This is a genomic window from Streptomyces sp. NPDC058274 (assembly GCF_042881375.1).
Lineage (GTDB): Bacteria > Actinomycetota > Actinomycetes > Streptomycetales > Streptomycetaceae > Streptomyces.
On sequence record NZ_JBHVXW010000004.1, the window covers coordinates 160,502 to 172,608 of the forward strand.

Here is a 12,107-nt window from a genome sequence, read left to right on the forward strand (position 1 = left end):
ACGGGGAAACGCGCGGGTGGTGCGAAGTCGTAGGGGGTTACGTGCCGGCGGGCAGCAACACGTCCTCGGTGTCGAGGGCGTTCACGTGGTACTTGCCGACGGAGCTGATCAGCAGCCGCAGTTCCAGGGCGATGCTCTCCACGAGGCGCACCAGACCGTGGTCGGTGTCCTCGTCGACGGCGAGCAGCGCGGCCCGGCCGAGCCCGGCGGCGCGTGCGCCGAGCGCGAGGGCCTTGACGGCCCGGCCGCCCTCCCAGATGCGTCCGCTGGCGAGCAGACAGTGGTCGGTGCGGCCGATGCGGGCCAGGCAGTCGCCGAGCGGCAGACCCACCTGGCCGAGGAAGGCGTTCGGCGCCCAGGCGGTGCCGCCCTCGGCCCCGTCCACCGTCACGGAGTCCGCGCCGGCCGCCCAGGCGGTGGCCGCCGCGAGCGCCACGTCACGGCCGGGGTGGAGCTTCACCCACACCTTCACGCGGGGGAAGTTGTTGCGCATCAGCCGGATCTGCTGGCGCAGGATCTCCTCGGTGAACGTGCCGGGACTGCTGACCCGCAGCACGGAGTCGCTGCCGGCGCCGAACACCGGGTCGGTGGCGTACTGTTCCGCGATCCGTCCGGCGGCCTCGCGGCCCAGGACCGTCAGGCCGCCGAGGCCCGGCTTGGCGCCCTGGCCGACCTTCAGCTCGAAGGCGAGCCGGCCGCCGGCCAGCAGCGGCTCGGACACCGGGTCGCTGTAGACGAGGTTCCACACCTCGGCGTCGGCGTCCTCGGTGGACTGCTGCACGACCACGCCGCCGTGCTCGTCGTCCGCGGCGTCCGCGTACGCGGCGATCCGGCCGAGCAGCGGGGAGGCGTCGGTGTCGGAGGCGGCGCGGTAGCCGTTGACCGGCACCACGTTCTCGCCGATGACCATCGGGATGCCGAGCCGGGCGGCCTGCCGGCCGGCCGCCGCACCGAGGTCGTGACTGGCGACCTGCGTGGAGCCGAACGCCGACACGTACAGCGGCAGCCGGGAGGTGAACCCGCCGATCACCGTCTCCAGTTCGACATCGGAGTACAGCGGCTCGCGCGCCAGGTCGATGAGCTTCTTCAGCCGCTCCGGCATGAACACCGGCGGCACGATCCTGGTCCGCTCCAGCAGGTCCCCGGGATCGTGGGCGGCCGGCGCCGCGCCCAGCAGGCTGCTGCCGTACGCGTCCAGGGCCGGGAAGACACTCGCGGCGCCGTGCCGGGCCCGGTGGCGCACCTGTTCCTCGGGAAAACCGGCGGCGGTCAGTACGGCGCTCATGCCGACACCACGCCCGGGAGCTTCGGGTAGGCGCTGGCCTCCCAGACGGCGGTGCGGCCGGTGACGTACCGGGTGAAGCGCTCCAGGCCGATGCCGAAGCCGGAGCTGGCGGGGATGCCCCGGCGGGCCAGGTCGAGGTACCAGCCGTACTTGGCCGGGTTCTCACCGGTCTCCCGCATCCGGGTGACCAGGGCCGCGTAGTCGTGCTCGCGCTCGCTGCCGCTGGCCAGCTCCCCGTAGCCCTCCGGGGCGATCAGGTCGAAGTTGCGCAGGACACCGGGCCGCTCCAGGTCCTCGCGGTCGTAGAAGCCGCGCGAGCCCTTGGGGTAGTCGGTGACGAAGAACGGGCGGCTGGTCTTGGCGGAGAGGATCTCCTCGCCCTGCCAGTCGATCTCGGCGCCCGGGTCCTGCGGATGCCCGAGCGCGACCAGGTCCGCGGTCGCCTCCTGGTGGGTGGTGCGGGCGAACGCGCCCGTCACCACCTCCCGGAACGCGTCCCGGTCCCGGCCGAGCAGCTCCAGGTCGGCGGGCAGCTCACGGACCACCTCGTCGACGACGTACGCCACCAGCCGCTCGGCCAACTCCATCGCGTCCTCGCGGCGGGCGTCGCGGATCTCCACGTCGATCTGGTGGAACTCGGCGAGATGGCGGTGCGTGACCGCCGTCTCCAGCGGCTCGAGACGCACGTTGGGCGCGATGTAGAAGATCTTGTCGAAGGCCAGCAGCGACGCCTGCTTGTAGAGGATCGCGCTGGTCATCAGCTTGTACTTGTGGCCGTAGAAGTCGACGTCGACCTGCTTGGAGCCGCGGATGCCGGGGTCGGTGACCGGCCCGATGACCGGCGGCAGCAACTCCTGGAAGCCCTGCCCGGTCAGGAACGCGCGGGTCGCGGCGAGCATCCGGCTCTGCACCCTGAGCGTGGCCCGGGTGCTCTCGGCGACCAGGTGCTGGTCGGGTGAGGACGGGAACCGGGGGGCGACGCGGGCGTCGAGCCCGGCGGTCGTACTGGTCATGGTGCTACCTCCTGGGTGTGCTGCCGATGGACCGACGGGCGACGGGCCGCCGATGGGAGTGAGGGGGTCCGGGCGGCCGGCAGGTCGGTCTGGTCGTGCCGGCGCTGCACGAACGACAGGGCGTCGTACAGCCCCGCCGCCGTCAGCCGCCGGCCCCGCCCGGAGACGTGGCCGAGGGGCATCGACCCGATCTCGGACCAGCCGAGCCGGCCCGAGCGGTCGATGTGACTGCGGGTGCGGCCCGCGTTGTCGGGGTGCAGGCAGTAGGGGACGTCGAGATGTCCGCGGGCGAAGGCCTTCAGCAGCGCCTGGCCCAGGTCGTCGTCGAGGTCGAGCACGGCGTCGACCAGGGCGCGGGCCTCGGCGTAGACGGGATTGTCGGCGAGTACGAGGTCGTCGGCGGGGGACAGGGCGTGCGGCCGGTGACGGGCGGCGGCACGGGAGGCGACCCGCAGCGCCTGCACGTTCTCCTCGATGGTGGGGATGCGGTGCGACTCGGCCGTCGTCTTCACGATCAGCCGGGCCGCGCCCGTCTCCACCGCCAGCTCCGCCGACCGCTCCAGCAGGTCCAGCGAGCCGCGCCGGGTCTTCGGATACAGGCCCATGTACGTGTAGAGGACGATGTGCCAGTCGGTGTCGGGGAGCAGTTCGCCGGCCAGCCGCCGCAGCGCGTGCACCGCCTCGCGGTCCTGTTCGGCGCTGGTCTGCTGGGCGTAACTGAGCGAGATGCTGCGCAGCCCCGCCCGGTGGAAGAACAGGGCCTCCAGCGCGCTGATCGCCACCAGCAGCCCGGGCGGGCACAGTTGGCCGAGCATGCAGCCGCCGAAGGTCTCCAGGTGCGGTTCCGCGCCGGTGGCGCGCAGCCCGGCCAGGAAGTCGCAGCTCTCCTGCCAGTTGCGCACCGAGTCGAGCAGCGGAGTGCGCCCGTACGGCAGGCAGTACGACACCGGGCCGCCCTCCGTCGCGTCCAGGCCGAGCAGCGCCAGGGCGGCGACGATGCCCTGGGGCCGCGCCGAACCGTGCCGGATCTGGACCGGGAACCCGGCGTCGCGGACGCCGTCCAGGATCCAGTGCGAGGTGTGCGGACTGTAGGAGGTGATCGGGAACCCGTTGAGCGGCACCCCGCTGTTCAGGGCCCGCACGGCGGACGGCTCGTCGCCGACCCGGGTGTAGCTGTCGATGGTGACGGTCCCGACGACCGGGTCCGCGGCGGTCTTGGTGGCCAGCAGGCCCGCCCGCATCCGCGCGGGGTCGCAGAAGCCCATCCGCGGCTGGACCACGAGGGCACCGCGGGCCTGCGCCTCGGCGACGAACCGGCCGAAGGACAGCGGGCGTTGATGCAGGGCGGTCACCGTTCCACCTCCCTGGACAGGGAGCCGGCCAGCGGCGTGCGCCCGGACGGCGGCCGGGACGCGGAGCCCGCGAAAGACGCCGGGCCGGCCGCGGCGGCGGCCAGGGACGCGGGCCGGGTCAGCGAGCCGACGAAGGACTCGAAGGCCGCGAAGTCGACGCCCTCCTGGAACACCGCGTCGAAGCCGGCCGCCATCAGCTCGGCCGCCTGCTCCTCCTGCCCGCCGCCGCTGACGCCGAGCTTGCCGCCGATGACGGCCGGCAGCCCGGCCAGTTCCCAGCGCGAGCGGACCGCCGTGATCAGCGGCCGGGCGTCATGGAAGCCGTGCCCGTTGACGCTGCTGACGACCAGCAGATCGGGCTGGAACTTGCAGCAGGACTCGACGATCTCGTCCTCGGGAATACACGGACCCAGGTTCACGACCTTGTGGCCGAGGTCTTCGAGCAGCAGTTGGATGAATACGAGATTCCAGGTGTGCGCATCGGAGGGAAGTCCGGTGACGACGACATCCAGCGGCCCGGATCGATGACGAGCCGCCCATTCCGCAGGCTTCATTGTTCGCTTCGTCCACATCATTGGATGACATTGGCTGGCACGGTCGAAAGGAGGTCCTGGCGTACTCGGAACTTCCTTTCGGCCACAACCGTAGATTCGCGCCGAAGCCGTGTGCGGCGTCCCCGGCGGCAACCGGGCGGCAGGAGAGGAGCAGTTGCCGAACTGCCGTGTCCGGCAGGGCGGTCCGCGGCCCACACTGATCGGGCCGCACCCGCGGGAACTCCCGCCCGGCCCGAGGATCACCGAGGAGTCACGACATGACACAGACCGGCCCCAGCGTCCTGGAGGCGGACGCGCTCGAGGGCGTCCTGGCCACGGCGCTGCAGCGCGTCGACCGGCGCGAGGCACTCGGCGAGGCCCAAGTCGCGGTCCTGGAGGCCGCGGTGAACATTGTCCGCGCAGGTCAGCCGCAGTTCGCCGAACTGCCGCTGGAGCGTACGGAGCTGCTGCGCGAGGCGCTCGGGGCGGTACGCGCGGCCACCGTCGCCACCGGCGTCGCCCTCACCTACGCCCACCAGACCGTGCGCCGGCCCGACTGACGGGCCGCCCCACGGGCCGGGGCCTGATGCCGCCGATCTGCCTGATGTTCTGCCCCGCGAGGCGGCCGGGGACTTCTAGCGTCGACCGTACGAGTTCACCGCTTACCTTCTCGTCCAACCGAGGTGGAGATCATGGCAACCAACCCGTTCGAGGATTCCGAGGGCCGTTATGTCGTGCTGGCCAACGACGAGGGCCAGCACTCGCTGTGGCCGGCCCGCATTCAGCAGCCGGCGGGCTGGGAACTGCTGAAGAGCGAGGCCACCAAGCAGGAATGTGTCGCCTTCATAGAGGCCAACTGGACGGATATGCGCCCGCGTTCCGTCGTGGCCGCGATGGGGGGCTGACTCCGGTCAGTTCCTTTCCCACCCGAAAACCCGGGCCGCCAGGAGGGAAACTCCCGCGGACCCGGGTTCTGGTGCGTGCGGAATGTGCGGGCTGGCGCCGGGCAACGCATCGGCATACGTGCGCAATACGTGCGCAATGCGTGCGCGGAACGCCGGTCAGGAATCGGCGGAGCCCACGACGGACCACTCCAGGACGGCCATCGCCGCCGTCATCTTGTGGTGCGCCTGCCGCCAGGCGACGCTGCGCTCCCCGTCGAGCACCTCGTCCGTGACCTCCTGGCCGCGCACCGCGGGCAGATCGTGCAGGAAGACGGTGCGCGGGCCGCCGAAGCGGTCGAGGAACGCGCTGTCGATCCGGAACCCGTCGAAGTCGTCGAGCCAGTCCGGGTTCGCCTTCGGCACCCCCATCGTCTGCCACCGGCTGGTGTACACCGCGTCCGCCGTCCCGCGCACCTCGTCCGGGCTGACGACCTGCTGCACCTGGGCCGTGCCGCCGCTGAGTTCGGCCGCCAGGTCCAGCGTCTCCTTGGGCACCTCGTACCCGCGCGGGCAGAGCAGGGTGAGCCGCAGTCCGGGCGTCAGCGCCGCGGCCAGCGCCAGCGCGGCGCCGGAGCTGTTGCCCTCGCCGACGGCGAGCAGATGAAGTCCCTCCAGCGACCCGAACTGCTCGGTGAGAGTGGCCAGATCGGCGATGGCCTGGGTCGGATGCTCGTCCAGGGTCAGCGCGTTGACCACCGCCAGATCCGGACTGCTGCCGAGGCGTCGTATCTCGTCCACGTCCCCGTTGGTGCGTACGACGAGCGCGTCGAGGTACTGGCCCAGCACCCGGGCGGTGTCCTCGACCGTCTCTCCGGTGCTGAGCTGGAGTTCGTTCGGGCCGAAGGTGATGACGTCGGCGCCCAGCCGGGTGGCCCCGCTCCAGAACGACGTACGGGTACGGGTCGAGGACTTGCGGAAGTAGAGGCCGACCTGACGGCCGGCGAGCGTCCTGCGGTCGACACCGTCCCGGCCGAACGTGACGGCCCGCCCGACGATGTGGTGCAGCTCGGCCGGGGTGAGGTCGGCGAGGGAGATCAGGTTGCGCATGGCTGGGGTGCCCTTCTTGTGGCGAGTGAGGGGTGAAGTGCGACGGGTGGCGAGTGACGTGTGGAGTCGGTGACCGGGGTGCGGCGGCCGGTGACTGGGGTGCGGTGACCCGTGGCGCGGTGGCTAGAAGGCCAGCGCCTCCACCGCCGGCTCCCGGCGGTCCGGCGCGGCGAGCAGCTCGCGCACCAGGTTGAGCACGGTGAATCCGACGGGCCCGCCCGGCTCGGACGGGTGCTGGCGGATCAGCCCGCGCAGCAGCAGCGCGTGCACGTCCCGGGCGGTCTCCGCCAGCGCGGTGCCCGCTGCGCGGGCGGCCCGGTCCACCGTCCAGGGCTCGGGAAGCGCGGCGAGCGTGGCGAGGAGCTCGGCCGCATGCGGGTTGAGCGCGGTGACGACGGCGCCCAGCTGGTCGCCGAGGGTGGGGCCGGTCGCCGAGTCGGCGGGCGTGACCCCGTCGACGAGGACCAGCGGGGTGGTCCGGGCGACGTCGAGAAGCTGCTCGGGCGAGTACAACAGCAGCCAGGACGCGGCCGCCTCCAGCGCCTGCGGTATGCCGTCCAGGGCATGGCAGATGTGGGCCACCGTGGTGGTGACGGAGTCCGTGGGCAGCACGTCGGGGCGCATGTGGCCGACGTACGACAGCATGAGTTCGACCGCGGGCCGGTCCGTGACGAGCGAGTCGCCCGGCGTGGTGCCGGTGGGGGCGGCGGGGAGAGGGACGGGCAGCGGGGCCAGCGGCAGCAGCCGTCCGCCGGGTGGCTGCACCGGCCGCCGGCTGGTGACGAGGATCTTCAGGCGCTCGCAGGAACGCAGCAGGTTGAGTACGGCCGGGCCGACGGCGGGTGACGCGTCGTGGCCGTCCAGGACGATCAGGGTCGGCTTGGACCCGATGACCCCGGAGAGCTCGTCGTACTTCTCGCCGTCCCGCACCAGCGCCCGTACCCAGCCGGTCATGGTGGCCCCGGGGCTGTGCGTCGCCGCGCCCGGGTCGGCCCCGGCGGGCCGGTCCATGGCCACCCACAGCACCGGGACCCGGTCCTGGGCGTGGATCCGCAGCGTGGCCTCCTGGGCGAGCCGGGACTTGCCCACGCCGGGCAGTCCCACCAGGGTCAGCAGCCGCTCGTGACCGGAGCTCAACCGGGCGGTCAGCGCCTCCAGTTCGGCCCGGCGGCCGACCAGCGGACGCAGCGGGGTGGGCGGCGCGGCGAGCTCGGCGCCGTAACTGTCCTGGAAGACTCGCCCCACCGAGTGCGCGTCGACGGCGAGTTCGAGCTCGATGCGCCGGGCGTCGCTCAGCCGCATGGCACCGGCCAGCAGACGCAGCGTTTCTTTACGGGGGTGTTGCACGCGGCCCTGCTCCAGGTCGCGGATGGCGCGCACACTGACGGTGGAAAGTCCGGCGAGTTGTTCCTGAGTGAGTCCGGCCCGCCTGCGCGCATTCTGCAGCAAGACGTCCAGCCCGGGCGTCGGCGCCTGGGAATTCATCATTGTCTCCTTGGTCCCCACATGCGGTGGCAATGGTGTGGCCCGGTTCCCCGATCTCCCAGGATTGTCCGGAACGAGTCCTTCCGGACTGGGGTATCTCCGGTCTGCTCACGCTCTGTTCTCCTCGAGGGCGGTGTCGGTCCGCCGATGGTGAACAGCTTCCGGTGCGCCATTCCCGAACTCTTCCCGGAGCGGTACCGCACTTTTCCGCCGAGGGCTACGATCACCTGCGACCAGGCGCTACAGGGGGGTCGTAGACCTGAGGGGGAGGAACGCTCCGTGACGGCAGCGGCAGGGGAACAGCTGCGGTTCAACATTCTCGGTCCCATCGAGGGGTGGGCGAACGGGACACGGCTACGGCTGGGTGGAGTGATTCAAGAACGAGTTCTGGCCACCCTGTTGCTGGAGGCCGGAAGGGTTCTTCCGGTATCCCGTCTCGTCGAGGCCGCATGGGACGACGATCCGCCGACAACGGCATCCCACCAAGTACGGAAGGCCATTGCGGATCTGCGCCGACGGATCCCGGGCGGTGCGGAAGTCCTCCTCACCGACGGCCCCGGCTATCGCGTGGCCATAGGGGATTCACAAATCGATTTGGCCGAATTCAGTCTGCTGGCGCGGGAGGCGAAGACCGCGGCGGCCGAGGGCCGCTCCGCCGAAGCCGCCGAGATACTGCGCGGAGCACTCGCGCTGTGGCGCGGTCCGGTCCTCTCCGGCAGCGGGGGCCCGGTGATCGAGGCGGCGGCGACCACCATCGAGGAGCGCCGGCTGACCGCGGCGGAACAGCTCTTCGACCTGCGTCTCGCGCTCGGTGAGGCCGCCGAACTCGTCGGTGACCTGCGGGAACTGGTCAACCAGCATCCGCTGCGGGAGACCCTGCGCGGCCAGTTGATGCTCGCGCTGTACCGCTCGGGACGCCAGGCGGAGGCGCTGGAGGAATACGGCAGGGTCCGGTTACTCCTCGTCGAGGAGCTCGGTATCGATCCGGGACCACAACTGACCAAGCTGTACGAGGGGATCCTGCGCGAGAGCCCCGAACTGGCCGGCCCGCCGCCACCGGCCCCGCCCGCCCCGCCCGTCGAGCTGCCCGCGGAGCCGCCCTGCACCCTCCCGAACGACCTGGCGGACTTCACCGGGCGTGACCGGGAACTGAGCGAACTGCTGCGCTGCGCCGAGGAGAGCGGCGAACAGGGACCGCGGATCGTGGCCCTCGACGGCATGGGCGGCTGCGGCAAGACGTCACTGGCGGTGAGGGCCGCGCACCGGCTCTCGGCGGCCTACCCGGACGGCCAGCTCCATCTCGACCTGCGCGGCTACACCCCCGGGGACCAGCCGGTGACCGCGGGCACCGCACTCGACAGCCTGCTGCGCGCGCTGGGCATACCGGGGGACCGAATACCCGACGACGTGCTGGGCCGTACCGCTCTGTGGCGCGCCACGCTCGTCGGAAAGCGCCTGCTCATCCTCCTGGACAACGCGGCTGACGCGGCCGGTATCGGGCCGCTGCTGCCCGCCTCCTCCGGCTGCCTGGTCCTGGTCACCAGCAGGGCGCGGCTGGTGGACCTCGACGGCGCGCAGTGGATCTCCATCGGGGTGATGTCGGCCGAGGAGAGCACCACCCTGATGGCCGAGACACTCGGCGCCCGGCGCGTCGCCGCCGAGCCCGAAGCCGCCGCGGAACTGGCCCAGTTGTGCGGCCACCTCCCGCTCGCCCTGCGCATCGCCACCGCCCGGCTGCGCAACCGGCCGCGCTGGACCCTCCAGTACCTGGCGGAACGGCTGAGCGACGAGACACGCCGGCTCGACGAGCTCAGCGCGGGCGCCCGCAGCGTCTCCGCCACCCTCCGTCTGTCGTACCAGGCACTGGACGAGGAGTGCCGCACCGCGTTCCGGATCCTGGCCCTGCACCCCGGCGGGGACATCAACGTCCACGCGGCGGGCGCGCTGCTCGGCTCGGGGACCTGGGAGGCGGAGGACATCCTGGAACTGCTGCTCGACGTGCACCTCGTCCAGCAGCCGGAGATCGGTCTCTACACCTTCCACGACCTGGTGCGCAGCTTCGCGCAGAGCCTGCTCGGCGAGTCGACCGAGGGGGAGGACGCCATCGCGGTGGAACGGCTGCTCGGCTACTACCTGACGGCCACCGAGAAGGCGTGCGAGGTGCTCTACCCCGGCAGGCAGAAACGTCACACCGGGATCCCGCCGGCCACCGCCGAGCTGCCGGACCTCGGTGACCCCGACCTGGCGCAGGCCTGGTTCACCCGTGAGCAGACCGCGCTGATCTCGGCCGTCACGCTGGCGGAACGCCGGGGGCACGACCGGTACGTGGTCTGCCTGGCCCGCAATCTCGTCTTCCAGCTCAACGCGCGTGGACAGATGGAGGAGTTCGGCGACCTGGGACGGGTCGCGGTCGCCGCCGCCCGCCGGGTCGGTGATCTCGGGCTGCTCGGGGTGAGCCTGTCCAACCTGGGCGTCGCCTGCTGGAAGCTGGGCCGGTTCACGGAGGGGATCGAGGTCGCGAAGGAGGGCCGGGACGTCGCCGCCCGCCTCGGCGACCGGCACACCGTGGCGCACAGCGAGAGCACGCTCGGCCAGTTCAACAGCCTGCTCGGCCGCTTCTCCGAAGCTCTCGTCCATCTGGAGAAGGCGACCACCCTCGAACGCGAACTGGGCGTCGCCCGCTCGGAGGCCGACAACCTCACCATCCTCAGCACGCTCTACGAGCAGTGGGGCCGGCCCGAGGAGGCGAGGACCGCGGCCGAGCGCGCGGTCGAACTGCGGGCCCGTCTCGGCCAGCACGAGCACCAGACGGCCACGCTCACCGACCTGGCCTTCGCCCATGTGAGCCTGGGCGCGTACGAGGAGGCGGACCGCTGCCTGGAACGGGCACGCGAACTCTTCGACGCGGGCGGTGACCCCGGGGACGTCGCGCTGACGCTGGCCCTGTCGGCCGACGTCGACGACCGGCTCGGCCGGCCCGTGCGGACCCCGGATCCGGCGGCGCGCGCCCTCGAACTCGTCCGCACCAACGCGTCGCCGCTGCGCCGGGCCAAGGTGGAGAACACCGTGGGCCGGCTCCGGTGCCGGCAGGGGGACCGGGAGACGGCGCTCGCGTTGCACACCCACGCGTACCGGCTCGCCACGGCCATCAACTACCGCATCGAGGAGGCCTACGCGCTGGCGGGCATGGCCCAGGCCCTCGGTGACGCGGAGGACGCCGCGGCGCACCGGGCCGCCGCGGAGGCGCTCTTCGCGGAGATGGGCGTGCCCGCGGATCACCGGCGCGACTGACCGGCCCGCCCGCGTCCGCCGGCGGCACCGCGGAACCGTACGGAACAGCGCAGTGCCCCGCACCGTGACTCCGGTGCGGGGCACTGCGCGTGGTGCGGGAGAGGCGTCGAGCGGGGCGGCTACACGGTGACGGTGGTCGGGTTCTGGACGTCCTGGACGGTGGTCGGGTTCTGCACGTCGTCGACCTTGGTCGGGTTCTGGACGTCCTGGACGGTCGTCGGGTTCTGCACGTCCTGGACCGTGGTGGGGTTCTGGACGTCATCGACCTTGGTGGGGTTCTGGACGTCCTGGACCGTGGTCGGGTTCTGTACGTCGTCGACCTTGGTGGGGTTCTGCACGTCGAGCGGCAGGACCGTCGGGTTCTGGACGTCCGCGAGGATGTGCTGCGAGCTGTGCTGAGCCTGGGAGTTGCCCGTCTCGGCGGAGGCTCCGAAACCGAAGGCCAGCGCCGCCACGAAGATCCCGATAAGTCCAGCAAGCTTGCGTCCCATGGTCCCGCCCCTTTGTGGTGTTTGCGGGCTTTGCGGTGTTTTCCGCTTCCCGACACCACTGATGCTGCTGGCGGGCGTTCCCTGACCGTTCCCGGTGCGTTACCGCCCCGGGGAACCATCCCGGGAACGGTCCATGACCAGGCCTTCTCCGCCCAGCCGGCAGGCCACGACGCGCGGTCCGCCGGGGGCGAGCACCACATGGGTGCGCGCCGGGCCCGTCTCGTGGCCCGCCAGGTCGAGCAGGGATCTGACCAGGGAGCGCAGGGCGGCGTGCGAGGCCTCGTCGAGCCGGGCGGGCTCCGCGTGCGCGCCCGGAGGCCAGACGGAGATGCCGGCGACGCTGTGCATGCCGTTCACCGTTTCGGTGTCCACGCTGAACTCGGGTCCCTCCCAGGACTCCTGGGAGGTGTACGGCTCCGGCCGGGCGCCGGCCGACACGCGCTCGGCCCACCGCTCGACGGTGGACAGGTCATGGAGGGCGTGGCGCAGTTCCGCCCCGTCTGGCGAACGGTCCCGGGGGTCCTTCACAGGAGTACTCCTTCTGCAGACAACTACACGGCGACCCTTGCCCGGCCGGATCCCGAATCCCTCCCGAACTGTTCCCGTCCGCTTCCCGTTCCGGTGTTCGCAGTGGGAACGCGTCGGTAATAGCCGGCCCCATGATGA

Annotated in this window: 11 protein-coding genes; 3 read left to right on the plus strand and 8 right to left on the minus strand. The window is 71.8% G+C overall.

Annotated elements, in window-relative coordinates:
- Nucleotides 1-37 precede the first annotated feature (37 nt).
- From ACFVYF_RS10605 to ACFVYF_RS10620, 4 genes are read right to left on the minus strand one after another with little or no spacing between them, the layout of a single operon-like run.
- Nucleotides 38-1,285, minus strand: a complete 1,248-nt coding sequence (locus ACFVYF_RS10605) for a glutamate synthase-related protein (RefSeq protein ID WP_389453972.1) — start codon at nucleotides 1,283-1,285, stop codon at nucleotides 38-40.
- Nucleotides 1,282-2,298, minus strand: a complete 1,017-nt coding sequence (locus tag ACFVYF_RS10610; RefSeq protein ID WP_389453975.1) for an asparagine synthetase A — start codon at nucleotides 2,296-2,298, stop codon at nucleotides 1,282-1,284. Before ACFVYF_RS10610 ends, ACFVYF_RS10605 begins: the two co-directional genes overlap by 4 nt.
- On the minus strand, nucleotides 2,295-3,650 hold the full coding sequence (locus ACFVYF_RS10615; protein WP_389453977.1) for a methylaspartate mutase: 1,356 nt from the start codon (nucleotides 3,648-3,650) through the stop codon (nucleotides 2,295-2,297). Before ACFVYF_RS10615 ends, ACFVYF_RS10610 begins: the two co-directional genes overlap by 4 nt.
- The gene (locus ACFVYF_RS10620; RefSeq protein WP_389453980.1) at nucleotides 3,647-4,204 is read right to left on the minus strand and encodes a cobalamin B12-binding domain-containing protein; all 558 of its coding nucleotides are present in this window, start codon (nucleotides 4,202-4,204) and stop codon (nucleotides 3,647-3,649) included. The genes ACFVYF_RS10615 and ACFVYF_RS10620 overlap by 4 nt, the downstream gene beginning before the upstream one ends.
- A gap of 257 nt (nucleotides 4,205-4,461) precedes the next feature.
- Here ACFVYF_RS10620 and ACFVYF_RS10625 point away from each other — a divergent pair, with 257 nt between their 5' ends.
- Complete coding sequence (locus tag ACFVYF_RS10625) at nucleotides 4,462-4,743, plus strand: hypothetical protein (RefSeq protein ID WP_389453983.1); 282 nt, start codon at nucleotides 4,462-4,464, stop codon at nucleotides 4,741-4,743.
- 132 nt (nucleotides 4,744-4,875) lie between these two features.
- Entirely contained in the window at nucleotides 4,876-5,088 is a 213-nt protein-coding gene (locus ACFVYF_RS10630) for an MbtH family protein (protein WP_389453986.1), read from the plus strand.
- Nucleotides 5,089-5,244: 156 nt separating this feature from the next.
- On the opposite strand, the gene ACFVYF_RS10635 is transcribed toward ACFVYF_RS10630, so the two are convergent.
- A complete protein-coding gene (locus tag ACFVYF_RS10635) occupies nucleotides 5,245-6,174 on the minus strand; it encodes an ornithine carbamoyltransferase (protein ID WP_389453989.1) in 930 nt (309 codons plus the stop codon).
- A gap of 123 nt (nucleotides 6,175-6,297) precedes the next feature.
- Nucleotides 6,298-7,662, minus strand: a complete 1,365-nt coding sequence (locus ACFVYF_RS10640; protein WP_389453991.1) for a helix-turn-helix domain-containing protein — start codon at nucleotides 7,660-7,662, stop codon at nucleotides 6,298-6,300.
- 591 nt (nucleotides 7,663-8,253) lie between these two features.
- Between ACFVYF_RS10640 and ACFVYF_RS10645 the strand changes: the two genes are divergently transcribed.
- Nucleotides 8,254-10,950, plus strand: coding sequence for a BTAD domain-containing putative transcriptional regulator (locus ACFVYF_RS10645; protein ID WP_389453993.1), 2,697 nt, complete (start codon nucleotides 8,254-8,256; stop codon nucleotides 10,948-10,950).
- Nucleotides 10,951-11,069: 119 nt separating this feature from the next.
- Here the strand turns inward: ACFVYF_RS10645 and ACFVYF_RS10650 are convergent, their stop codons facing one another.
- Both ACFVYF_RS10650 and ACFVYF_RS10655 read right to left on the minus strand, forming a co-directional pair.
- Nucleotides 11,070-11,441: a hypothetical protein gene (locus ACFVYF_RS10650; RefSeq protein WP_389453995.1), complete on the minus strand. Its 372-nt coding sequence runs from the start codon at nucleotides 11,439-11,441 to the stop codon at nucleotides 11,070-11,072.
- 99 nt (nucleotides 11,442-11,540) lie between these two features.
- On the minus strand, nucleotides 11,541-11,969 hold the full coding sequence (locus ACFVYF_RS10655; RefSeq protein ID WP_389453997.1) for a hypothetical protein: 429 nt from the start codon (nucleotides 11,967-11,969) through the stop codon (nucleotides 11,541-11,543).
- Between the last annotated feature and the right edge of the window lie 138 nt (nucleotides 11,970-12,107).

What these genes read in the sequence shown, in the direction of transcription:
- ACFVYF_RS10630 (WP_389453986.1), top strand. Translation starts at nt 4,876, where the DNA reads ATGGCAACCAACCCGTTCGAGGATTCCGAGGGCCGTTATGTCGTGCTG.
- ACFVYF_RS10650 (WP_389453995.1), bottom strand. Translation starts at nt 11,441, where the DNA reads ATGGGACGCAAGCTTGCTGGACTTATCGGGATCTTCGTGGCGGCGCTG.
- ACFVYF_RS10605 (WP_389453972.1), bottom strand. Translation starts at nt 1,285, where the DNA reads ATGAGCGCCGTACTGACCGCCGCCGGTTTTCCCGAGGAACAGGTGCGC.
- ACFVYF_RS10625 (WP_389453983.1), top strand. Translation starts at nt 4,462, where the DNA reads ATGACACAGACCGGCCCCAGCGTCCTGGAGGCGGACGCGCTCGAGGGC.
- ACFVYF_RS10635 (WP_389453989.1), bottom strand. Translation starts at nt 6,174, where the DNA reads ATGCGCAACCTGATCTCCCTCGCCGACCTCACCCCGGCCGAGCTGCAC.
- ACFVYF_RS10610 (WP_389453975.1), bottom strand. Translation starts at nt 2,298, where the DNA reads ATGACCAGTACGACCGCCGGGCTCGACGCCCGCGTCGCCCCCCGGTTC.
- ACFVYF_RS10640 (WP_389453991.1), bottom strand. Translation starts at nt 7,662, where the DNA reads ATGATGAATTCCCAGGCGCCGACGCCCGGGCTGGACGTCTTGCTGCAG.
- ACFVYF_RS10620 (WP_389453980.1), bottom strand. Translation starts at nt 4,204, where the DNA reads ATGAAGCCTGCGGAATGGGCGGCTCGTCATCGATCCGGGCCGCTGGAT.